This is a genomic window from Zobellia laminariae (genome assembly GCF_030553095.1).
Lineage (GTDB): Bacteria > Bacteroidota > Bacteroidia > Flavobacteriales > Flavobacteriaceae > Zobellia > Zobellia laminariae.
The window spans coordinates 1,272,611-1,297,350 of the sequence record NZ_CP130738.1 but is presented as its reverse complement, the minus strand read 5'-3'; the positions used below and the strand labels follow the sequence as shown (position 1 = coordinate 1,297,350).

Sequence of the window (24,740 nt, the reverse complement as noted above, 5' to 3'; positions counted from 1 at the left end):
ATGATTGGTATACGGAAGGTTTGGTAGGTTTAAAACGAGAACAGGATTACATTCAGGAAAATTTAGATAGTAAAGACGTTTTTTTTCCGGAAGACGGTTGCCCTATAGAAACTATAGAAGTAAATGATGAGGTAACTATTATAGCCATAGATACGGAGTGGTACTTGACCAATTGGAACAAGCGCCCAGACATTAATGATAAATGTGATATCAAAACCAGAGATTCTTTCTGGTTGGAGCTTGAGGATAAGATTAAAGATAATAGACAAAAGACTACGGTCATAGCTATGCACCACCCAATGTTCAGTTACGGAACGCATGGTGGGCAATACACGTTTCAGTCGCATTTCTACCCGAAGGGGAAAATAGGGCCGTTGCCCATTCTTGGAAGCTTTATAAATGTTTTAAGGAGAACAACTGGCGCTTCTATAGAAGATATGACCAACAAGAGATATACAGAGTTAAAAAAACGTTTGTTGACTTTGGCTCAGTATTCAGAAAAAGTGGTATTGGCTTCGGGACATGAGCATACGCTTCAATACATAGTAGAAGAGAATACACCGCAAATCGTAAGTGGGTCGGGTGCTAAGACAGGAGCAACAAATCTATTGAACGGCAGTAAATTTTCAACGGGAGAAAGAGGTTACGCCACTTTAGAGGTGTATACAGACGGATCATCACAAGTACGTTTCTTTGGAGTGGATGCTAATAAAGACGAAGAGTTTTTATTTACGTCTCAGGTTTTACCTCCAGACAGGACATTTTCTGAGGAAAAGTATTCTGATGAATTTCCGGCTACGGTAAAAGCTTCAATATATACGGAGGATGAAGTAGATAAAAGTGGATTTTTCAAATTCGTTTGGGGAGACCGTTATCGTAAATATTATGCAACAAAAGTAGAAGCTCCAACCGTAAATCTAGACACCCTTATGGGAGGTTTGGTTCCTGTTCATAAGGGTGGAGGACATCAGTCTAAATCATTACGATTAAGGGATAAGGATGGCAAAGAGTTCGTTATGCGAGCTCTTCGTAAAGATGCGGAACTGTATTTGCAGGCTATGGCTTTTCAAGATCAATATGTAATGGGCGATTTTGAAAACACCTATACTGAAAATCTTCTTCTTGATTTCTATACGGGCTCTAATCCTTATGGGCCTTTTACAACCGGAGAATTGTCAGATGCGGTGGGTCTATTCCACACTAATCCTGTTTTATATTATGTACCCAAACAGTCGGCATTAAAAGAGTACAATCAATCTTTTGGTGATGAACTTTATATGATAGAAGAGCATGCCGGAGATGGCCACGGAGACTTAGAGAGTTTTGGGTATTCTAATGAACTAAAGAGTACGGATAGCATGCTTGAAGATTTACGTGATGACGAGAAATACTCCGTAGATTCTGAATTATATTTAAGAGCAAGACTTTTTGATATGGTCATGGGAGATTGGGATCGTCATGTAGATCAATGGAGATGGGCAGAGTTTGAGGATAAAGAAAATGATAAGGTACTTTATAAACCCGTGCCAAGGGATCGTGATATGGTCTATTCAAAACATGGTGATGGCTTTTTTATGAGCTTGGCCACGAGAATTATACCCGGTTTACGTTTAATGGAGGGTTTTAATGAAGAAATACGAAACGTAAAAGGTTTTAACTCTTCGCCAAAAACCTATGTGTTGGATATGGCTCTTTTAACGCAGACCACTCCGGAAGAATGGCAAGAGCAAGCAAAATTTATACGAGAGAACCTTACTTCTGAAGTAATTGATAAAGCATTTATGCATTTTCCGAAAGAAGTCAGGGATGAGACGGTAGGTGAAATTAAAGGTATACTATTGGCTAGAGCAGCCAATATTGAAGAAACTGCCCGTATTTATTACGGAGTTTTAAACAAGTATGCGGTAGTTATAGGTACTGATAAAGACGATTGGTTTGAAGTAAATATCTTAAATGATATGGAAACCGAGGTTAAAGTTTATAGAAACATCAAAGGCAAAAGGAAGAAGCTGTTCTTTGAGAAGGTTTTCAATAAAAAAAGCACCAAAGAAGTATGGGTGTACGGCTTAGATGATGATGATATTTTTGAAGTAAACGGAGACGAAAGAAGTGCCATTAAGATGCGCTTGATAGGTGGGCAAAATAATGATATTTATAGGGTGAATGAAGGCGGTAATATTGCCATTTATGACTACAAAACTAAAAAGAATACTATAGAGGAACGTAGTGGTGCTAAGTTAAAACTGACGGACGATTATAATACCAATAACTACTTGCCTTTGCAAATACGGAATTCGGTGAATCAAATTATCCCAACTATTGGTTACAACCCAGATGATGGGGTTAAAATAGGTTTCAGTGATACGTATACGTTTAACGGTTTTAGACAAAACCCTTTTACGCAACAGCATAAGTTAGATGCTTCCTATTATTTTGCAACTAGTGGTTTTGAACTAGGGTATAGCGGCGAGTTTGCTCATATTTTTGAAAACTGGAACTTACATTTAGGAGCACGTTTTACGAGTCCGAATTTCGCTATTAACTTTTTCGATTTTGGGAACAATACAGATAATTTTGATGACGACTTAGGTTTAGACTATAACCGAGTGCGTTTACAGACGCTTAAGTTTGCACCGGCTTTGGTTTGGAGAGGTGATTTAGGAGCAAAATTGAAAGCAGGGGTTTCTTATGAATCTATTGAAGTAGAAGAAAGCGATGATAGATTTATTAATACCTATTACCAAGCCAACGGAGAAGAAACTGTAAATAGGTTTGTAGGTGTTGATGCGGAATATTCGTATACCAATACGGATAATGTTGCATTCCCAACAATGGGTATGTCTACTTCTATCTTAACAGGGTATAAACGAAGTACAGAAAATGGCAATGCTTTTGGGTACATCATACCAAGTTTAGGTTTTGATTATAAATTAATTCCTAGTGGTAGATTGGTTTTGGCAACAAAATGGAAAGCACATTTTAATATTGGTGATGACTATGAATTTTATCAGGCTGCCAGTATAGGTGGTTTAGATGGGTTAAGAGGTTTTAGAAACCAAAGGTTTACTGGTAAAAAATCTTTTTATCAGAATACGGACATCCGCTATAGTCTCAGGAAAATAAAAACGCAATTACTACCATTGTCTATGGGGCTTTATGGAGGTTTTGATTATGGTAGGGTTTGGTTACCTAAAGAAGATTCCAAAGACTGGCATACTTCTTACGGAGGTGGTTTTTTCCTAAATGGAGCGGATATTGTTACAGCACGTTTAGCACTGTTTAATAGTGATGACGGACTTCGCTTTTCTTTTGGACTAGGTTTTGGGTTTTAACGGCTAGGAAAAAGACCTATTTAAGGACATATTTGTAAAGGTCTCTACCTTCCCTTTTTGTTTCCTCATCAGAGAGTAGAAGGGTGGTGTTGTCTAAAAAACTTATGGATTCTAATTGAGTGCGTACCAATAAGTCAATCTCTGTTAGGTTGCTACTTGGTAAATTCTCCAAATCCACATCGGTAATAGTCCAAATTTTTCCAGTGCTCAATAGAACTACGGTTTTTCCATCAGGAGAAATGTCAGCGGAAGAAATTCTGCAGGTATCCCAATCGTCACACATAGTTAACTTGCCTAGGTACTCTGCATCGTAATCTCCTTTGGTATCAGGAACTCTATAAATAAGAGAAACACCAGTAAAAGGGTTTGCTCTGTTTTTGGTGAAAATATAGAGGTAATTATTGTAGTGAAAAAAGGCCTCAGCGTCGTAAAGTCGCTCGCTTTTTTTAGGAGGAAAATGTTTTTGCTCTGGGTATTTAAAAGTTATCTTTTCTGCAGTGATGTGGTCTCCGCTTTCTAATTCTGGGTTGGGAAGTTTATAAATAACAAGATTTTTTCGATCACTTTCATTATTGCCAAAATCACCAATATATAAGTTACCTTTCTTGTCTTCCGTAAGATCTTCCCAATCGTGGTTTTTGGCGTTTTTTACTTTTAGTTCCCTTAGTACATTTCCTTCATAATCTACTTGGGTAATGACATCATCATTACCACTGTCTTCTATAAACCAAGCGGAATCCTTAGTGAAAGTGGCTATGCCGGAATTCTCTTTAAGGCTTTTTGGTAGTACAGTCACATAAGTTAGTTGACCGTGATTTGCACAGCTGTAGAAAAGAAATAGGACTACAACTTTAAGCGAAATTTTTTTGCCATTGATTTCATTAGAATGCGTTTTAATGAATACAAAGGTAAGTTCTATTCCGATTTTTGTGCTTGTATCGGCATAAAAATTTCGGCTTCCCACTCTAATTCATTTCCGCCCATATTTGGGTTGGTGTGAAAGATTTCTAAGGGCTCTTTTGTAACTCTAATTCCGTTTTTATCGGCGTAATCAAGCAATGCGTACCACGCACGGTCAGAAGTTAAATAGTTACCATTATATACCGCTTTGATGGCTTTTCTTTCTTTAATTTCTTTGTAGACAAATCCTTCGGCTTTAGGAAGGCTATCTGTTTTAATTATAGGAAAACAAAAATTATAGGCAATACTATCATTTTGTGTGTTCCAATGTTCTACTTCTACTAAAGGACGTCCATCAAGTTCAATACTATTTTTAGCCATAAAACCACTTAATTGCGAGTAGTGATTCATCATTCCTTTTACCTTTTCTAATTGCGTATTCTTTAAAGGAACACATGCGCAGTACTTTTTAGGAATAATGGCTTCGCCAACAATTGTTGTTTTGAAATTAGAAAGATGGCTTTTTAGAAGCGTGTAAACCTCCTTTACCGTACTTTTTGAGCGTTTTTCAAAATCAGTGTCTGAAAAAGGGAGGAGAATTCTGTTCTTTAAGCTGTTCTCGCTATCTGTAACGTACACTTTTACTTGCGAAATAGAATCGTTCAATGGTGCAATCTTCCAATTAAAAGAAAGGGTCGTGTCGTTTAGAACAATTGTACTAGTAAAATCAGATAGGCTCTTTTGCTCTTGAAAATTAGCATGACCTTTTTGGCTCGACCAAAACTTGACAATTTGATTTACCGTACCTGATGATGCCTTAGTTCGGAACCGAACTATATAATCTTGAGGCATGATAAAAAGATACCATATAAGCCCCACTACTAAAAGAGCGGATGCGACTAGCGCAATTTTTTTGGACATGAAGCTTAGTTTTGAGCTGTTGCTTTATTTTTTTGCCATATTAAGGTTGTCAACTACAAACTTGCCGAGGTCCCTTCCTTGTTTTACACCTACTTCTATAGCAGATCGGTAGTGAATGCCTCCGTACATACGGCTAATTGCTGCCTCGTCTGCTGCTTGCTTAAACGAAGTAAAACTACGAATGGGTAATCCATAAGGTGTTTCCGTATCGTCATCAAAGGCAAAGTCATCACCAAACACATCTGTTAGCGCTACGGATGCAGCTCCTGAAACAACACTGTGTCCACTGGTATACTCTGGAAATGGTGGTGTTTGCAAAACAGGCTTCCAGCTATCATTTATATGTTGGTTGATTAATGTTTCTGGGCGAATAAGGTTACTTCTGTATTTCTCGTCCCAACAGCTGATAAAAGCGTCTGCCATAGCAACGGATGCTTTGGTATAAGCGTACAAAGCTTTGTGGAAATCACTATTGGTTTTACGTGCTGCAATTTTTGCTATTCCCATCCAGTGTGCACCTTATGGTGTAATTTTCTTGGTAGCGAACATCAAATGGCCGCGAGTAACCGAAACATAAGGATTGCAATCCCAAAATTGAGCGATTTGAATTTCTTCGGAAGTGTCACCTTCTTCGGTAATTCTATTACTGATGTCGTAAACTTCTTTAAGTTCTTTAAAGAAAGGCGAATCTTTCTCAAGTGAAAATGCTGGAGGTGGAATTGGTTTGAACTGAGCAGCAGAATCAATAACAAAAGTCCTTATTTTATTCCAATGGGGTTCAATACCATCCATATATGCGGGTGGTGTAGGCTGCCATCTTGTTTCATCATCTGCATCTACCGTAAATTTTGGCATCGTACGCGTTTGCGCATAGTTGTCCTCTTTCATCCAAGCAGCTATATGATCCGCCACTTGCAGGCCATATTCTTTTGAACTGGTAAATAAAACAGGGTTCTTGCCTTCCCAAATAGTATAAAGGCTATCGCGCAGCATCTCCATGCGGTCTTCTGAAAATATTAATCTCTTGCTAAGCTCCATATGGGCAACCATGGCGGCAAGGTCATAGTTTACGGTATCAATGGTGCTTGGTGAAGGAATGGCTGTAAGACCGTTAAGTTGTCCGGCCAAAGAAGTATAGTTCTCGTCTGCCATAGCAACTATTTCATAAGCAGCAATATTTGGATAAGCAAAAATTCTACTGGCTACAGGAGGAGAAAATATATCATGAATCATAATATCCGTTACCTGGTTTATAGAAGCATCAAGGTCTTCTGGGGTAATGGTTATAGGCTCTTCTTTTTGTGGGGCTTTACAGGAAATCGCAAAAATAAGCGATAGTAATGCGGTAATAATCTTGTTCATTTGTTCTTTATTTTCTATTCAGTCTGTAGACTTGTGTACTGGCATTATTTAAAGTTACCAAGAGGTGCTTTTCTCCTTTTAGATCCAAAATGTTTAAATGTCTAACTGACTTTTGGCTTAGGTCTAGACCTATTTGAGCGCTTAAAATTACATTATTTTCACCTTTAATCAAGGCCCCTCCAAAAGAATCGAACCTGCCGTGATAAGGTTTAACACCAAAATAGTTTCCGGCTGCCAAAACTTCTTCTTTTCCATCGCTATCAAAATCGTATGAGAGCATGGTCATAATAGGCGAAACCTGTAGTTTGTTGTGAAAAGGTACAAAACTGTAACTCCCATTTTCATTTTTTAAATACCCTGAACGTAGTTCCTGAACTTTTAGGATTTCAGCTTTTTCTAAGACATCCTTATCAAGAATTTGTTCTATTGAAGAACCAGCGAAGGAAGCGTATGTGTTGAATTTCTTTTTAAGAAAAACCAGTTGAGATGTAAGTCCGTCTAAGCCTTCTATTGGATAGTATTTGCCTTCTTTCTCAATAGTAGTTATAGTTTCTGTCTGTCTGTTTTCATCAAAATCGCCGTAGTACATTTTCATAGGATGCTCCGCAGATGCTTTAAACTTGGTGTTGGTGCCCCAATTACCAAGCAGGTAATCTGTATCTCCATCATGATCTATATCAAATGGAACGATGCTTTGCCAGAGTCCATTTAGGTCTTTCTGAACAACATCAACTTTGCTAAGTTGGCCTTTAGTATTCTTAAAAAAAGTAGGTGACATCCATTCACCAATAACAATTAGGTCTTTTGTGCCGTCGCTATCAAAATCGGTCCAAATGGCATCGGTAACCATACCAAGGTCACTAAGTGCATCTTCGTTTTTATTTGAAAAGGTGCCATTGTTATTTGTAAGTAATACAGACTGCGGCATTTTTCCGAAATCATTTGAAATAGACTGACCACCAATGAACAGATCTAGGTCTCCATCTTCATCAAAATCAAAGGGAGCTATAACGGAAGTGTTTTGAAAGCTCTCTGGTAAATTAGCAGGATCAAATTCGCTATTTTTTTGAATATAATAGGAGTCTAGTAAGGCTGTCATTTTGTTGTAAAAGTCACCTCCGCCTGCGCCAATTATTAAGTCGTTCTTTCCATCCGAATTAAAATCTGAAATTACTGCTGCCACATCTTCTTTGATAGAATCTTTAGCTATTTGAGGGATATGAAAAGGTGCGAATGCAGAATCATTTTGCACATAGATTTGTGAAGGAATGTATTTTGAACCTCCAAAGAAAACGTCATCCTTGCCGTCATGATTTAAATCGCCAATGGCCGTGGCAGGTCCGCGGTCCGATATCTGATAAGGAATAAGTTTTTGACGATTGAAATCTGTGTAATTGTCTTCAATATGATTAAAGTTGATTCCTAAATTATTTTCAGTCTTTTCAAATATTGGTTTTTGATGGGGCAGCAAACTAGTATAGTCAAACTTTGCTGTATTCTCTGGATTTACAATTACTGTTTGGTTAGTAGCGACATCTCTAAGTGTCTGATAAGAGCCATCGGGCCAAACCACTTTTATGGAGTCTACTTGAGTTATTTCTCCATATCCAAAATGAATTATGGGTTCCGAAGAAGCCTGAAAACCTCTAACCGTATACAGTTCTTTATATTGTAATTTACCTTTTGCATAGGAGAAGGCCTTGGTTCCTAGGCCAAATGTGTTTTTGTCTTTGTATTGAATTTTTAATTTGAGATAGTTTGATTTATTATTTGTTTTGTTGATGTATAGCGCTGCCGTACCATTAAGGTTGTTAGTAACTAGGTCCAAGTCGCCATCATTATCAAGGTCGCCCATGGCCGTAGCTCCAGAAACCAAGGTATCTTTTGATATCCATTTGCCAGATTCGTCTTTGAACATCAAATCTTCCGAACCTTTAAAAACATAATTATGGATATTTCCGGTAGGCATTTTGTCCAAAGCTTGCTGATCCATAAGCTTGGTGTTGTTCATCTTATTCTGAATCTGCTCACTACTCACAAAATTGATAAAATCAAGGTCGTTCGGCCTTTTAGGTATGCCGTTAGAGATAAATAGGTCTTGCTCACCATCTTGGTCATAATCGCCAAAAAGAGCGCTCCAGCTCCAATCTGTAGCAGCTACACCACTCATAAGTGCCGTTTCTAGATAAGTGCTGTTTTGCTGATTAATGTTCAACATGTTTCTAGTAAACTGATATCCGTAGCCATACCGTTCTGTACGTAATCTTTGGGTTTGCACATTATCATCCCCTTCAGACGATTTTAGTACGTTTTCATCCTGCGGTAGCATATCTAAAGAAATCAAATCTGGCCAACCGTCATGGTTAATGTCCGCAACATCATTACCCATGGAAAAGCGGGAAGTATGACCAAAAAACTGCTTTGAGCTCTCGGTGAAAGTACCGTCGCCATTGTTTAGATAATAATAATCATCTTCATGAAAATCATTACCTACGTAAATATCAGGATAACCATCTTGGTTAAAATCGGAAACTGCCAATCCTAATCCGTATCCGTTTACGCCACCATATATGCCAGCAGCTTCACTTACATCAGTAAACTTGTCTCCATCGTTACGAAATAGTTTGTCTCCTGTTTGATAGTTACGTTTCAGGCGTAAATCTGCTTTACCAAAAGATTCTTGGGTATGTACGGCATGATTCAGAAGATACATGTCTAAATCGCCATCCATATCAAAATCAAGGAAGGCGGCATTAGAACTGTACGAGTCAAAATCCAGGCCGTATTTGGCTGCACTTTCGGTAAATGAGCCATCTCCATTATTTAAAAACAGTTCGTTATAACCGTTAAAGCCATTAATGCCCACCACGGCACAAACATAGATATCCAAAAGCCCGTCTCCGTTTATGTCACCCATTACTGAGCCGGTGTTCCATGTGCTGTTACCTTCAATACCCGCAGTTTTACTAATATCTTCAAATTGAAGGTTGCCTTTGTTGCGGTACAGTTTGTTCTTCACTTGATTACCAGAAAAGAAAATATCAGGTAGCCCGTCGTTATCTATATCTCCAATAGCCACGCCACCGCCATTATAGAAATAGAGGTAGTCTAAAATATTTAGGTCATTGGTTTCAGTAAGGGTATTCTTAAACGTGATACCTGTTTCTGAAGCAGGAGGATTGCTAAAAAGTGAGCCTTGTTGATCACCGCAAGCGGTAACGATTAGGAGCGCAAGGCATAAACAAATATTAGTGTAATTAAAATGCACAGGTAGTATATTTTTTCTTTGAAGTTGTTGCTTTTGAAATGGTATTTAGTCTAGTGCATAAATTTTTGGTATGCTATTATTTATGGCTGCAATAAGATAGATTTTGCCATTCTTGTCTTTAAATTGTTTCAGGTGTTTAACCTCATTTTTAATAAAAAATCCACTAGTATTATAATCTTGCCATTTAAAGTTGAGGTTTCCGTCACCTAAAAGAACATTTCCATAGCTACCATCCAAACGTGAGTATTGAGGCTTAAATTCAAAATTGTTCCCAGCCATAATTAAATCTAGGTTACCATCTTTATTGACGTCTGCGCAACTAATACCACAAACGCACGAAAGTTGAACGCGAGTAGGTAATTTTTTAATAGTGAATTTCCCGCCGCCTTCATTTATGGCAATTACGGATGACATTGTATTGGCTACCTTAACTATACTACGATCAAATATTTCTTTAGGGAAGAGTTCGTTTATTGTCTTTTTAGCGTACTCGGAAGCTTTTAAACTTTGCTTCTTTAACGATACAATTTGCCCGGTCAATTCTTTTTTCTGATGTATGGGATAATCCTTTCCGTCAAACCCACGCGTAGTGATTTGTTCCAAGGTGCCATTGTTATCATAATCATTGATCCATAATTTCATAGGATGTTCTTCATCGGCTTCATAAGGAACATTTGTGCCTTGGTTACCCAATACCAAATCCATATCGCCATCATTATCTAAATCCACAGCTTCTACCGTATTCCACCAGCCATATAGGCTGTCAAGAGTCGTTGGTAGTCTGCCTAATCGTTTACCAGAATTTTTATAGATATTAGGTCGTCCCCATTCAGATACCGTTAGTAAGTCCTTTTTGTCATCACCATCTATATCGGCCCAAACGGCATCAGTAATCATGCCTGCATCTTTCAGGTCGTATGCTAGTCTTTCGGTTGCATCTATAAATTTACCGTTTCCTTGGTTTTCTAAAAACAAGTGGTCAGGGTCAACACCGTAAGTACCCACAACACTTCTAGAACCTACAAATAAATCAATATCTCCATCCTGATCAAAATCGTAAGGTGAAATAACTGAAATGTTTTTAAAGGCGGAAGGCAGCTCTTCTTCAGATTTACTGAAATTACCTTTACCATCATTAAGATACAATCGCGGTTTATAAGTGTTTTCTTGGTTGATTCGATTACCGCCAGTACCAACAACTAAATCTTGGTCGCCATCACCATCTGCATCAAAAAATGCCGCTGCGGTATCTTCAAAGTCGATATCAAAGTTTAGTGGTTTTTTCGTCAGTTTCCCGTTTCCTGAATGAGTATATAATATGCCGGCTTGGCCGTCTGCTCCTCCAAGGAAGATATCTTCATTGCCATCACCATTTATATCACCCACTGCTAAGGCTGGGCCTTCTTGTGATATGAGTTTAGAAATTAACCCCTCGTAATCAAAATCTTGATAGGTGTCTTCTTTATGCGAAGCCAATTTTTGACTAGTAATTTCGGTTAGTAATGTCTTCTTATTCGATTGCTTTTGTGGAACGTATTTTTCTGTGGCGTCTGATCTTTTTAAAGTTAAAAGCTGATCAGCGGAAACGTTCTCTAGTTTCTGTGTATAATCATCAGGCCAAATAACCCGAAGAGAATCTACAGTTGTGGTCTCGCCCAAACCAATATCCATCACATAATCTACGGAAGATTGAAAGCCTCGTGAGGGAATCAGTTCTTGCAAAACGATTTGGTCTTTGTAGTACATTTTAATACTGGCTCCCACCGCAAATGGGTTCTGACCTTGACCTTCAAATTTTAATTTTATATAATGATTGTCGGTCAATTCATTAGTCTTGTTTTTATAGATGAATGACTGCATGTTTACATTATTAACTACTAAATCTAAATCACCGTCATTATCAAGGTCACCATAAGCCGCACCGTTAGATAGGCTGGGTATTTCAAAACCCCAGTCTGCTGCCGCATTATCAAAAGTGATGTCACCGTTGTTACGATAGGCATAATTGGGTTGAGGAGCAATAGGCATTTTATTGATAATAGAATCTATCGATTCTTTCTTGCCGGTTAAAGCCATTTTCTGAATAATCTCATTTGCAAAGAAATCAACAAAATCTAAATCGGTAAGGTCGTGATTTACACCATTAGTGATATATATATCGCGAAGCCCGTCATTATCCATATCAAAAAGAAGTCCTGCCCAACTCCAGTCCGTTTTTGCAACACCACTATGAAATGCTATTTCGGAAAAAGAACCATTGCCATTATTGAGTTGCAAGGTGTTTTGAATGTATTGCTGATAAAAATCTTTGCTCTGTTTTAACCTGAAAACATTGTAGCCTTCAAACTCCATTACAGATTTTACCCGTTGGTCTCCCTCTGGTAGCATATCAGTAATAAAGATATCTGCATTACCATCATTGTTAATGTCTGCCATATCTATCCCCATTGCAGAGAGTGATAGGTGAGAGGTCCACTCTTTTATCTCTTCTTTAAAAGTGCCATCCTTTTGATTGATGTAGAGGTAATCCCGCTCATAAAAATCGTTGGAAACGTAGATATCCGGCCAAAGATCTCCGTTAATGTCACTTACCATAACGCCAAGCCCAAATCCTATTAGGCTACCATAAATACCTGCCTTTTCGCTTACGTCAGTAAATTTACCGTTGTCATTACGTAAAAGCATATCGCCTACTCCTCTAAAGATATGAGGTACACCTTCCCAGTCTTGAGCACGAACGCTACGTTGTTCCGCATATCCCAAACTACTTACTGGTATGTTACTGTTATTTAAAATATAGGCATCCATAATCACCATCTTTGTCATAATCAAAAAAGGATGCGTGTGTTGAAAAACCCGTTTCCGCAAGATTGAATTCCTTTGCTTTTTCAGTAAAAGTTAGGTCTCCGTTATTTATATAAAGGTCGTTGTCATGGTTGTTGCCTTCCATATTTCCGGCATTACTGACGTAGATATCTAAAAATCCGTCAGCATTAATATCGGCCATTACTACTCCTGTAGACCACGGCTTGTTACCTACAACACCGGCTTTTTCCGATATATCTTCAAATTTAAAATCACCTTTATTGAGATAAAGTTTGTTTGGGCCCATATTGGCCGAAAGGTAAATGTCTGCCAAGCCATCATTATTAATATCTCCAATGGCTACGCCACCACCGTTGTAAAAGTTACGGTATTTAAAAATGTTGAAATTCTTTTCATTCTTAACAGAATTGATAAAATCAATACCCGTTTCATCTGCAGAAAGCATGCTGAAAAGAGTTTCTTTTTTTTGGGGCTACAGGAGTCTCTTCCTTGGTTTCAGAATTGCATGAAACCATAAGGGCCATCATAAAAACAAATGCCCAAACGGAGCCATTAAAAACCTTTTTGGTTATTGATTGCATACTATTCGTTACTTTTTTTTGATAAGAAAATGGGGACATCATTGTTCATTCCAATGACATAGAAATCTTTGTCTTTTATTTTGATTTTGGCAATGTTTCTTGCTGAACCTAAACATCAAATTTTTGGTTGCTTAACCACTCAAAACCACCCTCTTTGGTATTGCGTAAAATTAGACCATGTGAAGCATCTAATCTTCCCAATTGTGTGCTGATTTCAGTTGTATTACCTACGATTAAAAGGTCTTTAAATCCATCATTGTCAAAGTCTTCTACTGCAATATCATGAATTGTAGAAGCTTGTGCAATAGTTGGGAGAGGTTTTATAGTAAAATTACCAACTCCATCGTTTTCGTAAAATGAACTTCGCAATTCATAGATCTTTTTTGGCTAGATTTTGTCAATTTTTCTTTTGAGAACAGTTGAAAAATCGACGCTTGAGCAAAGTCTTTGTACGATAAGAATTGCTTATTTAAATAGGGTAGTTGCTTAACTAATTCGTCTTTTGAAGCAAACGGAGTTTCTTTATGTTGTTGAAAATGGGTGACAATAGGATCTATGTCTCCGTTGTTGTCAAAATCAGTACTATAAAGTGTAATGGGTTCAGATATTGATGCGTTGAACTTGCTGTTCAGGCCCCAGTTTCCGACAACAAAATCAATATCGCCATCATTGTCAAAATCATCGGCAACAATTGTATTCCACCATCCATTTGTATTTTCCAATGTGGGGTTATCTTGAAGTTGTAATGATTTACCATCATTGTAAAATATAGTTATAGGCATCCAATGGCCTACTACAATAAGGTCTTGAAAACCATTACTATTCAAATCTTTCCAGATAAAGTCTTTTACATTTCCTATTTCTCGGAATGCTTTTCCAAAAGTTTCGGATACATCTTTAAAATTTCCGGTACCATCATTTTTAAATATGTATTGCAGAGGGGTGGTTCCGAATTGATGTGGAATTTGATCAGAAGAAATCAGGATATCTTCATCACCATCATTATCAAAATCTATAGTGCCAACTTTTGAAGCATTTACATTAATTGTAGCAAACTGCTCTTTCTCTTTTTGTAAAGTACCAGTTTCATTTCGGTAAAAACGAGGTTGCAATGCTTTGCCTGATTTGAATTCATTTCCGCCACTAACAATAATTAAATCTTGATCACCGTCTCCATCCGCATCAAAAAAGACTTGAGAAACATCTTCATTAATTTTATCTTCTTCAAAAAGAGCCGTCTGTGTTGGTATAAAATTTCCTTCTTTTTGCTGAACGAATAAAGCGGAAGCTTGGCCTTTTGCTCCTCCAATTAAAATATCCTCTAAACCATCTGCATTAATATCGGTAATCAAAAGGTCAGGCCCTTCATTAGTATTCGCAAAAGGAACCAAAGGACTTCGGTTAAATTCAAGAGTCGGGCTATCTTTATGGAAAAAACCAAGAATATCTGGAGAGTTATTTAATATTGAAGGAGTAAATTCTTCTGAGTTTTGATAGAAATTACCACTCGCTTTAGAGATATTACAAGTTAGTTTTTGATTGGTATGAACGGTCCGTAAAGTTTGAAATCTTCCATAAGGCCAGATAATTTTTAAGGAATCCAGAACTGAGTCTCTACCAATACCTAAATGTAGTTGTGGAGGTACGGCTGATAAGTAACCTGGTTACAAAGTTTTCTGCACTTACATGTGTATTTTTGCCATAGGCGATGACTTTAGCCCCTATTCCAAAAGGATTGTTTTTACCTCCTTTAAAATCGATTTTGAGGAAATGGTTTTTAGTGGTAGAATTACTAGTGTTTTCTAGAACAAAAGCCTCTTGGTCAACGTTATTTACTACAATATCTAAGTCGCCATCGTTGTCAAGGTCCGCATAAATACTGCCGTTGCTATAACTGTTCTGTTCGTCAGACCATTTTTCCGAAACGTTTTCAAAAGTCAAATCACCCTTATTCTTAAAAAAATAATTGGGAACTTTTTTGTTGGGCATCTCATCTATAAATGTCATGTCTTCTTTGGTCATGCCTTGTTCAATACGTTTTTGAATATTGTCGTTAGCAATGAAATTTATGAAGTCCATGTCATTGGTAGCGCCTTTAATTCCGTTTGAAACAAAAAGGTCTTTCAATCCATCATTATCATAATCTGCCAGAAGTGCTCCCAGGACCATTCCGTAGCCGAAATACCTGCTAGATGTGCTATTTCCCCAAAGTTGTTGTTGCCCAAGTTTAGGTGGAGCGTATTCTGCATGTATTGTGGTGCGTAGCCGTTACGCAAATAGTTTTGATACGTGGGATAAGGGAATTCTAGGCCAGATGTTTTGTACGTTTCAAGATTTTCTGGAAGCATATCTAGGGAAACAATATCAGTCAGACCATCGTTATTGATATCTGCCAAATCGTTGCCCATTGAGAAATGGGAAGTATGCCCTAATTTATTTTGATTGGTTGAAATGATATCTTTAAAAGTTCCGTTTTTTTGATTGATGTAGAGGTAGTCATTTTCAAAAAAGTCATTGCCCACATAAATATCTGGGTAGCCATCATTATTAACGTCACTTACTCCTAGTCCAAGGCCATATCCAATCTCCCCTTGAAAAATATTGGCTTCAGTAGAAACGTCAATAAATTTCCCGTTTTCATTTTTGTAAAGTCGGTCACCCGATAAGGTATTTACTATCTTTCTTTTATTTCCCTTACCATAGGTTCGGTTAGGGTAGACTGAATGATTAAGAAGAAATAGGTCCAAATCACCATCCAAGTCATAATCAAAAAATGCAGCCTGTGTAGAAAACCCTGAAAAGTCAAGACCGTATTTTTTTGATTCTTCCTTAAAAATGGGGTTTTCATCTTTGTCGTTCCCTTGGTTTACATAAAGTAAATTTGAACCTTTCAGATGCTTATAATTACTTACTTTGCAAATGTATAAATCTAGAAGGCCGTCATTGTTTATGTCTACGTGGGTTACGCCGGTAGTCCAACCTTCAGTATTATTCAAGCCTGATTTTAAACTTGTTTCCTTGAACTTTAAGTCGCCCTTATTTACATAAAAATGGTCTGCACCTTCATTGGCCGTAAAATAAAGGTCTACTAGTCCGTCGTTGTTAAAATCTGCTGCGGCAACCCCAGCTCCGTTATAGTAGTAGAGGTAGTTAAGAATGTTAAGTTCAGGAGTATTTTTAAGAGAGTTTTTAAAGGATATTCCCGTGTCTGAGGCTTCAATTTTTTGAAATAGGGTAGGGGTTTCCTGCTTTTCTTCTGAGCAGGAATTCATTAAAAAGGACAGCGCCCAAACCCAAATAAAACCCAGTACTTTTTTCATGGTCAAAATCACTTGCAAGATAACCAAAGCTCAGAGGTATAGAAAATTACAAGGCTGTGAAATTTCACCTTATTTTGTTGTCATATGTGATATCGAATATATTGTCAGTAAATCCTTAAGTTTTTCGCAAATAATCCAATATATTTAGCCGAAATATCAAACCAACACATAATGATAGGAATTTTGTCTTTTGTAGGCTTTACCGCTCTGGTGGCCATAATATCTTATTTTGCAACGCGATCAACAGATGAAAGTTCTTCTGATGGATATTTTTTAGGAGGAAGAAGCCTTACTGCAGGGGTAATTGCGGGATCTTTATTATTGACAAACCTCTCTACGGAACAGATTGTTGGTCTTAACGGACAATCATATACAGAAGGTATTGTGGTGATGGCCTGGAAACACTTGCTGCTATCGCTATGGTAGTTACCGCTATTTTCTTGCTGCCTAGGTATTTAAAAGGAGGTATCACAACGGTCCCCCAATTTCTTAAGGATAGGTATGATGTTACAACAAAAACCCTTACCTCTGTCTTGTTCCTAACAGGTTATGTAGTGGTGTTGTTACCAACTATTCTTTATTCTGGAGCGCTTGCAATCAGTACCATGTTTGATTTGCCCACTATGTTAGGTGTTTCTGATAGTACGGCCTTAAACATGAGTATTTGGGGTATTGGAATCATTGGTTCTATATATGCCGTATTCGGTGGATTGAAGGCTGTTGCTGTTTCTGATACTATAAATGCTGTTGGGCTTCTGATAGGTGGACTTCTGATACCTATTTTTGGACTTATGGCCATTGGTGATGGAAGTGTTTTTGGAGGACTAGATGTTCTTTATCAAGCTAACCCTGATAAGTTCGATTCTACTGGTGAGATTACCAACAGTGTCCCATTTTCTACCCTGTTTACAGGTATGATGTTAATTAATTTGTTTTACTGGGGTACCAACCAACAAATTATACAAAGAGCATTGGGAGCTAAGAACTTGGCAGAAGGTCAGAAAGGATTGTTACTAGCTTCTTTTATTAAGATTTTAGGGCCGTTAATTGTGGTTCTGCCTGGTATTATTGCTTTTCATTATTTTCAAGGAGGATTAGAAATGCCTGATCAGGCGTATCCTGCTTTGGTAAATGCCGTATTGCCTAAATATTTGGTCGGCTTTTTTGTAGCCGTACTTTTTGGAGCAATTTTAAGTTCTTTTAATAGTGTATTGAACAGTTCTGTTACATTGTTTGGCTTGGATGTTTACAAGCAGCATATAAACCCAGAAGCTACAGAGCAAACGGTAGTAAAGTATGGTAAGATTTTTGGTATTGTTTTAGCAGTTGGGGCTATGCTTATTGCTCCATTAATATCTAATGCAGGTAGCCTTTTTGCTTATTTGCAGGAGTTAAACGGTATTTATACCATTCCTATATTTACCATAATTGTAGTAGGATATCTTACTAAGCGTGTTCCTGCAATTGCCGCTAAAATCGGGATTATAGCCGGTGTTGTACTGTACTGTTTCAGTCAGTTTTACTTACAGCCTTTGTTTGTTAATGGTGCTCTGGAAGAAGCTGCCGCGGCAGGTTTAACTGATCCTGAAGCATTGGCGTTAGTGAAGGCAGAAGCATATCCACACTTCATACATGTAATGGCAATTCTATTCGTGGTTAACGCATCTATTATGCTTATCATAGGTAAAATAAGACCGAACGAAGAACCATTTGAACTTGAGTATACAAAACAAGTATCTATAGAACCTTACAAGTACGTGAAGCAAGTAGGTATTGTTATCTGTTTTATAGTTATTGCACTGTATGTATACTTTGCTAAGTAGACTTAAACTCACTAGTATATAAAAGCCCCGTCTGACTAATCATCAGACGGGGCTTTCTTTTTGTTATCACGTTGCTTCAAAACTAATAGCTTGTGAAATAGATGCGATAGATTAGATATCTACTCTAAAAGGAAAATCAGCGTACTCCTATGAGTGCAGTATTACCTAGTTACTTATATATTCGATTAACAAAAGCACTCATACTGCTTAAAAAAAACAGCCCTGACAAATTAATGTCAGGGCTGTTTTAAACACTTAAATTTAATTTCTAGTAACCTGGGTTCTGAACTAGGTTAGGGTTCAATATAATTTGTGTTGCAGGTATAGGAAACAATTGTTTGTTGGTGTCGCCTATAGCAGAAGGATCTTTAAACTCCCAGTCTTTAGTATATTGACCAAATCTAATCATATCATTTCTTCTCCAAAATTCAGCATACAGTTCTCTACCTCTTTCGTCCAATAAATCTTGCTCGGTAACTGTAGCCAATGGCTCAGCACCTCTCAAAACTCTAAGTTCATTTACTAAAGTTGTTGGGTCTCCACCACTACGCATGATAGCTTCTGCTTTCATTAAATGCGCATCAGAATATCTGAAGAATATTTCATGTTCAGCAAATTCACCATATTGTGGATGATACTTTATCACACGGATACCAGTTACTTCACTATTTTCAACTAAACTTTTTTCGCCGTTAGTTGCATTAGTAAAATCTCTCGTAAAGTTCAAAGGAGATGTGCCTCTGTCCGTAAGTTCGTCTCCATTAGGAGCAAACTGTTGTCCTATTAAGAAGCCAAAACCAATATTAGATCCATCAGCTAGACCATCTGCATCTTTATCAGTAGTTCCATCAATTCCCGCAGGTTTTCCAGCTGAAGGAACATAGCCTCTTCTTTCTTCTTGGTCACCACCTTCTACGTTAGAATTCGCGTCACCTTCAAATATGTCATAAAATTCAGCTAAAGTACTAAAGCCATTCCATCCACCGGCTTGATCTGGCGTTGTAAGGTTGTAGTGAAGACCGTTCCAGATTCTATTACCAACAGAAGTCTTTACCCAAAAAATAGTTTCTTGGTCTGTGTCTGCCTTAAATATGTCAAAATATCCAGCGACCAATCCAAAGCCATCACCGTTAATTTCATCCACTAAAGAAACTACTCTATTCATGTCTGCAGCATCAGCTGTTCCGGATCCATTGAATATATGTTTGTTTAGCATAACTTTTGCCAATAAATATCTAGCGGCAGATTTTGAAGCCATAACGGTTTCGCCATCTGGTGTTGTAGCAGGTAGTGTTGAAATAGCTGTCTCTAAGTCTGCTACTATAAAATCAACAGCTTCGTTACCTGTTAAAACAGCAGGATCGTCTAATGGGTCTGCAGTTGTATCTCTATAAGGAACTTGACCGTAATTATCTAAAATCACATACATACCCAAAGCTCTAAGGAATGCGGCATCAGCTCTTGATGCTTCAGATGAAGCTGATCTAGAATCTAGCACTTCACTAGCAGTAAGTTGCAATTCGTTCCATTGGTTCCATACGTTTGTAATATAGGAATGGTCAGGTGTCCAGGTATGTTGGTGTAATTGCCTCCAAATTCCGTTATCTCCCCAGTCAGAACCTCTAGTCGGAACTAAAAGCTCGTCAGTAGTAACTTCGCTCAAAGCGAATAAGTCTGCTTGGTTTCCAATATACCCGTTGATTTGATTGTACATTGCGGTAACAGAACTTGCTGCTTCTTCAGCAGTTTCGATTCCCTCAAAATTGGCAACCAATAAAGAGTCTGTTTCTTCAACCTCAAGGTCGCTACATGAGAATAATACGGACAGGCCTATGGCCGGTAGTATCAGAATCTTCGATGTATTTTTAATATATTTTATCATTGCTCTTTTTTTATAATTAGAATCTAGCATTTATTCCTAAAGTGAATGTTCGAGGTCTAGGGAAAGAAGTATAGTCTATACCTTGGCTCGGAATTCCTCCTGTAAAATCCCCATCTGAAGAAGTCGATGATGAAACTTCTGGGTCTAAGCCACTATAATCGGTAATCAAAAATAAGTTTTGACCGGTAAGTGATAATCTTAGGCTGTTTAGAGCTCCTTTTCCACTTAGTGGTACATTGTACCCAATACTCGCATTTTGCATACGAACGAAATCACCTTTTTCTAAATATAGTGTAGAAACTTCTGATGATTGAAGCTCAAGAGCTTCTGGAGTTACATTTCTAGAGGTTTGAAAAGCTGCAGCGTTTAAGAATGCATTTGCTGTATTATTGTATACAGAGAATCCAAATTGTCCTGTAAAAAATGCTGATACATCCCAGTTTTTGACTGTCAAATTTAATGCTAAACCTGTAGTAATATCCGGTACAGCATCTTCATCTACAAAATCCTTGTCATCTGCATTGAAATTTGGATTACCATCTGCATCTTCAGAATAAGTAGCCATGTAGTATGAAAAAAGCGATCTTCCTTCACCAAGACGTTGTGCAAATGCACCTGTAAGCCCTGGACCGTTCAATACACCAAAATCTGCAGTAGCTCCTTTTAATCCTTCTACGGTGTTGTCATTGTAGGCTATATTGAAAGATGTAGAAAAGGTAACATCATCCGATTGGATGAAATCGTAATTTAGACCAAGCTCAACACCTTGGTTTATTAAAGTACCATCTTCTAAGTTAGTAAATTTAAAAGGGTCAAAAGCTGGTGCCGCCGCAGGCTGTCTAAATAATAAATCCTTAGTCTCTCTTCTATATAAATCTATTGATCCATTAAAACGGTCATCTGCAAATCCAAAATCTATACCTAAGTTGTAATCTGTAGTAGATTCCCATTTTAAATCTGAATTTTGTACAGCAACCGTTTCTGTACCGGGTCTGTTTATACTGCCGTCATTATCTATAGTAGGTTTGCTATAACGAACTCTTTTTAGATAGTTGGCGTAACCTAAACCTTCTTGATTACCTGTTGAACCAGCACTTACTCTAAGTTTAAGAGTAGAGAATGCATCCCCAATGAAGTCTTCATCACCTAATTGCCATGCAAATGCACCAGAAGGGAAGTAACCGTATTTGTTGTTCGTACCAAATCTTGAAGAACCATCAGCTCTAAGTGTTACGGTAAATAAATATTTGCTGTTCAAAGAGTAGTTGATTCTACCGAAAAACGATTGCAACTCATCCGTATTATCAAAAGCATCACCCCATGCTGATCGAAAAGAATTTGATTTTGTGCCTAAAGTGCCAGCATCATTAAAAGGGTTTAGCGAGTTTACGAAACTGTCATCGGCATCATACCCAAACTGTTGGTAAGGAGTATTTATAGAATAACGTAAGTCATATATAGATTGCTTTAACTCTTGACCTATTCTATCAAGGTTGTTAAGGGATGTTCCCCAGCCTTGAGAGTTTATACCTTGTCTCTGAAAATCTTGAAAAGTGAAACCTACAATAGCATCTATTGATGAGTTTGTAAACTCTTTTTTGTAATTCAAAGTAGCTTCCAACAATTTGCTGGTGGCTTCTAGCGTGTTGAATGCTGCTTGACCATTATCAACAACTCTATCAAAATTTCTTACTCCCGGAGATATGACTGTAATTGCTTGCGCATCTGATCTGTCATAACCAACTGATATCTTTGCGGTAAGTTCTTCTGTAAGGTCATATTCCGCCGAAAGGTTGGTTAAAAACCTATCCGTATGCGTTTCCGATTGCCAGTTGGCTAAGTAGTTTGCTGGATTTACAAGATTTCCATCTATACTAAATGTACTACTTGAAGGCCAAGTTGGGTTAGCTGCATAAGCTGCACCAATTAAGTTTCCACTTGATCCTGAAGCACCACTAATTGGCGGAGCTTCATCATTTACTCTAGAAAGGGTAGATTGAAAATTAATTCTTAATTTATCATCTAAAAATCTTTGAGCGATGTTTACTCTACCTGTAATTCTTTCTTGTGAAGATTTTTGAATTACACCAAATTGCTTTCCATAAGAAAAAGTAGCTCTTACGTTTCCACTACCGTAGTTATTGCTATAAGCTAAGTTTTGGTTCTGAGAAGCAGTGTTTCTAGTAATGTAATCCTGCCAATCTGTATTTTGTCCAAAGTCTAAGCCGTCTGCAATTTCTTGAGATCGTAAGCTTGCTGATCTAGAAATAAATTCAGGTCCATCAAACAAGTCGTATTCGTCTGCTGGTGAAGAAACACTAAATGTTGAGTTGAATTCCCAGTTTCCTCCTGCGCCTGCTTTTCCACTTTTAGTGGTTACGATAACCACACCATTTGCACCCCTTGATCCGTAGATTGCTGTTGCAGAAGCATCTTTCAATATAGAGATACTTTCAATATCACTAGGGTTTATAAAGCTTAGAGGGTTTTTTGTTGCATTTCCTCCGTTAACAATATCTCCACCGCTTGGAGTAGTGGATTCCCCTGAAAGCGGAACACCATCAACTACAAATAAAGGATTGTTGTTAGAACGAATTGAATTTGCTCCTCTAATACGAATATTAACCCCGGCACCATAGGTCTCCACTTGATTGTGAAATCTGTACCCCGGCACTTTTACCTTGTATTAGTTGTTCAGGAGACGCTATAACACCTCCGTTGAAATCTTCGGCCTTTACTGCGGTAACTGATCCCGTAGCATCCTTTATAGTAGTTGAGCCATAACCTATAATAACAACCTCATCCAAAGCTTGAGCGTCTTCTTGTAAGGTAATGTTAAGTGTAGATTGACCATTAACCGGTACTTCTTGAGAAGCATAGCCAATGTAACTGAATATTAATGTGGCATCTTCGGGCACGCCGCTTATTGCGTAGTTTCCGTCAAAATCCGTTTGTGCTCCTGTAGTTGTGCCTTTAATTACAACACTTGCTCCCGGCAAGGGGCCGCTGGCGTCGGAAACGGTTCCCGATACATCTTGAGCCTGTGCTATGCCAAAGCTTAGAAAAGCCGCAACCATAATAAGGTTTTTTAGTAGCATAATCTTCATAAATGAATTGTTTTAAGTTGAGTTAAATTATAATATAATGTTAAATGTATACAAAAATCATGTTAATGCCCATCAATTAGCATTAGTAAAAACTACGAAAACGGTTTCGTGTTGATAACTTTCATAAAATACGATACTATTAAAAAAAATATCGAATTAATATTGAATCAATAAAAAATGTGGCTGAAAATGGGGAGACGGTATCTAATTCCAAATATACAGTTTTCTTTTTAATTGAAAAACGGTTGAAATCTAGTGATGATTAGTTAAGATTGTTAAAAATTATAGAAGGTTGTCATTTGCCCATATTAAAGTTTAATTTCACTATCCAAAAGTTATAAGATTTGAAACGAAAGATTACTCTAAAACAAATAGCACGAGAATTAGGGGTGTCTATCTCTACGGTTTCAAAATCGTTAAAGGACAGCGACGAGATAAGTACGGACACCAAACAAAAGGTGCAGGCCTTTGCTAAACTTTATAATTACAGACCTAATAATATAGCTCTAAGCCTTAAAAATAGAAGAACAAAAAATATAGGAGTTGTCATTCCAGATATTGTGCACCACTTTTTTACTACCGTTTTTAGAGGTATTGAGAAATATGCCAACGAACATGGTTATAATGTGGTGGTATGTGTTTCTGACGAATCTTATGAAAAAGAAGTGTTCAATATGGAGCTTTTAGCGAATGGTAGTATTGATGGTTTTATAATGTCTGTTTCTGCGGAAACGCAACAAAAAAATGATTTTAGCCATTTAAAAGAGGTGATGGAACAGGGTTTTCCTTTAGTTCTTTTTGATCGTGTAATTGATGAAATTGAATGTGATAAGGTAATAATGAACGATGAAGAAATTGCCTATCAAGCTACAACTAAAATGATTGCAGAAGGCCGGAGAAAAATTGCGTTGGTAACTACGGAAAGCTATTTTAATGTTAGTGAAAAGAGGGCGGAAGGTTATAGGCGAGCACTTAAGGATCATGGTGTTGATTATGATGAAAAACTAACCTTGGTACTACCTTTTAAAGGAGTAGAAGAATCATATATAGAGGATTTTGTAGAAAGCAAGAATTTTGACGGGGTACTTTGTGTAAACGAAATTTTTGCAGTGCTGCTTATGGCGGCAACTCAAAAGAAGGGGATTAGAGTTCCTGAAGATGTATCGGTAATTGGTTTTACAGATGGGCTCTTGTCGCGTTATTCATCGCCAACATTAACTACTGTTGCTCAGCATGGAGAGAAAATGGGCGAAATGGCAGCTGAGATGTTGATAGAAAAACTTGAAAACGAAATTGGGTTTCATGAAGAGGAAGACTATAGGACAGAAATTATTAAAGCAACACTTATAGAAAGAGGTTCTACTATAAATACCTAGCAGAAACGCAGGTTTAAATAATCAACTTTTTTATATTATAAT

General features: G+C 37.6%; 12 protein-coding genes and 3 pseudogenes. 3 read left to right on the top strand and 12 right to left on the bottom strand.

Going from position 1 to position 24,740, the window contains the following annotated elements:
* Positions 1-20: 20 nt before the first annotated feature.
* Positions 21-3,332: a ShlB/FhaC/HecB family hemolysin secretion/activation protein gene (locus Q5W13_RS06220; protein ID WP_368662449.1), complete on the top strand. Its 3,312-nt coding sequence runs from the start codon at positions 21-23 to the stop codon at positions 3,330-3,332.
* A gap of 16 nt (positions 3,333-3,348) precedes the next feature.
* Here the strand turns inward: Q5W13_RS06220 and Q5W13_RS06215 are convergent, their stop codons facing one another.
* The 9 genes and pseudogenes from Q5W13_RS06215 to Q5W13_RS06175 all read right to left on the bottom strand — a co-directional run bounded on the left by Q5W13_RS06215 (position 3,349) and on the right by Q5W13_RS06175 (position 16,510).
* Positions 3,349-4,296 carry a hypothetical protein gene (locus tag Q5W13_RS06215; protein WP_304445730.1) on the bottom strand — a complete coding sequence of 316 codons (948 nt, stop codon included), beginning with the start codon at positions 4,294-4,296 and terminating at the stop codon, positions 3,349-3,351.
* Positions 4,248-5,153 (bottom strand): GyrI-like domain-containing protein, encoded by a 906-nt coding sequence (locus Q5W13_RS06210; RefSeq protein WP_304445729.1) that lies wholly within the window; start codon positions 5,151-5,153, stop codon positions 4,248-4,250. Before Q5W13_RS06210 ends, Q5W13_RS06215 begins: the two co-directional genes overlap by 49 nt.
* Positions 5,154-5,177: 24 nt before the next feature.
* Positions 5,178-6,515, bottom strand: a pseudogene (locus Q5W13_RS06205) (vanadium-dependent haloperoxidase).
* A 7-nt stretch (positions 6,516-6,522) separates the two neighbouring features.
* Positions 6,523-9,783, bottom strand: coding sequence for a VCBS repeat-containing protein (locus Q5W13_RS06200; protein ID WP_304445728.1), 3,261 nt, complete (start codon positions 9,781-9,783; stop codon positions 6,523-6,525).
* A 45-nt stretch (positions 9,784-9,828) separates the two neighbouring features.
* Positions 9,829-13,133 (bottom strand): annotated as a pseudogene (locus Q5W13_RS06195) (VCBS repeat-containing protein).
* A gap of 165 nt (positions 13,134-13,298) precedes the next feature.
* The gene (locus Q5W13_RS06190) at positions 13,299-13,559 is read right to left on the bottom strand and encodes an FG-GAP repeat domain-containing protein (RefSeq protein ID WP_304445727.1); all 261 of its coding nucleotides are present in this window, start codon (positions 13,557-13,559) and stop codon (positions 13,299-13,301) included.
* Positions 13,511-14,581, bottom strand: a complete 1,071-nt coding sequence (locus Q5W13_RS06185) for an FG-GAP repeat domain-containing protein (protein WP_304445726.1) — start codon at positions 14,579-14,581, stop codon at positions 13,511-13,513. The genes Q5W13_RS06190 and Q5W13_RS06185 overlap by 49 nt, the downstream gene beginning before the upstream one ends.
* A gap of 223 nt (positions 14,582-14,804) precedes the next feature.
* Entirely contained in the window at positions 14,805-15,359 is a 555-nt protein-coding gene (locus Q5W13_RS06180; protein ID WP_304445725.1) for an FG-GAP repeat domain-containing protein, read from the bottom strand.
* Entirely contained in the window at positions 15,314-16,510 is a 1,197-nt protein-coding gene (locus Q5W13_RS06175; RefSeq protein WP_304445724.1) for an FG-GAP repeat domain-containing protein, read from the bottom strand. The genes Q5W13_RS06180 and Q5W13_RS06175 overlap by 46 nt, the downstream gene beginning before the upstream one ends.
* Before the next feature lie 171 nt (positions 16,511-16,681).
* On the opposite strand from Q5W13_RS06175, the pseudogene Q5W13_RS06170 reads away from it, so the two are divergent.
* Positions 16,682-18,333, top strand: a pseudogene (locus tag Q5W13_RS06170) (solute:sodium symporter family transporter).
* 268 nt (positions 18,334-18,601) lie between these two features.
* Here Q5W13_RS06170 and Q5W13_RS06165 read toward each other — a convergent pair.
* The 3 genes from Q5W13_RS06165 to Q5W13_RS24670 are packed head-to-tail and all read right to left on the bottom strand — an operon-like array spanning position 18,602 to position 23,322.
* On the bottom strand, positions 18,602-20,215 hold the full coding sequence (locus Q5W13_RS06165) for a RagB/SusD family nutrient uptake outer membrane protein (RefSeq protein WP_304445723.1): 1,614 nt from the start codon (positions 20,213-20,215) through the stop codon (positions 18,602-18,604).
* Positions 20,216-20,231: 16 nt separating this feature from the next.
* Positions 20,232-22,862, bottom strand: a complete 2,631-nt coding sequence (locus Q5W13_RS06160) for a SusC/RagA family TonB-linked outer membrane protein (RefSeq protein ID WP_368662448.1) — start codon at positions 22,860-22,862, stop codon at positions 20,232-20,234.
* A complete protein-coding gene (locus Q5W13_RS24670; protein ID WP_368662447.1) occupies positions 22,837-23,322 on the bottom strand; it encodes a carboxypeptidase-like regulatory domain-containing protein in 486 nt (161 codons plus the stop codon). The genes Q5W13_RS06160 and Q5W13_RS24670 overlap by 26 nt, the downstream gene beginning before the upstream one ends.
* A gap of 344 nt (positions 23,323-23,666) precedes the next feature.
* On the opposite strand from Q5W13_RS24670, the gene Q5W13_RS06155 reads away from it, so the two are divergent.
* A complete protein-coding gene (locus Q5W13_RS06155; RefSeq protein ID WP_304445722.1) occupies positions 23,667-24,698 on the top strand; it encodes a LacI family DNA-binding transcriptional regulator in 1,032 nt (343 codons plus the stop codon).
* The last annotated feature ends 42 nt before the right edge of the window (positions 24,699-24,740 follow it).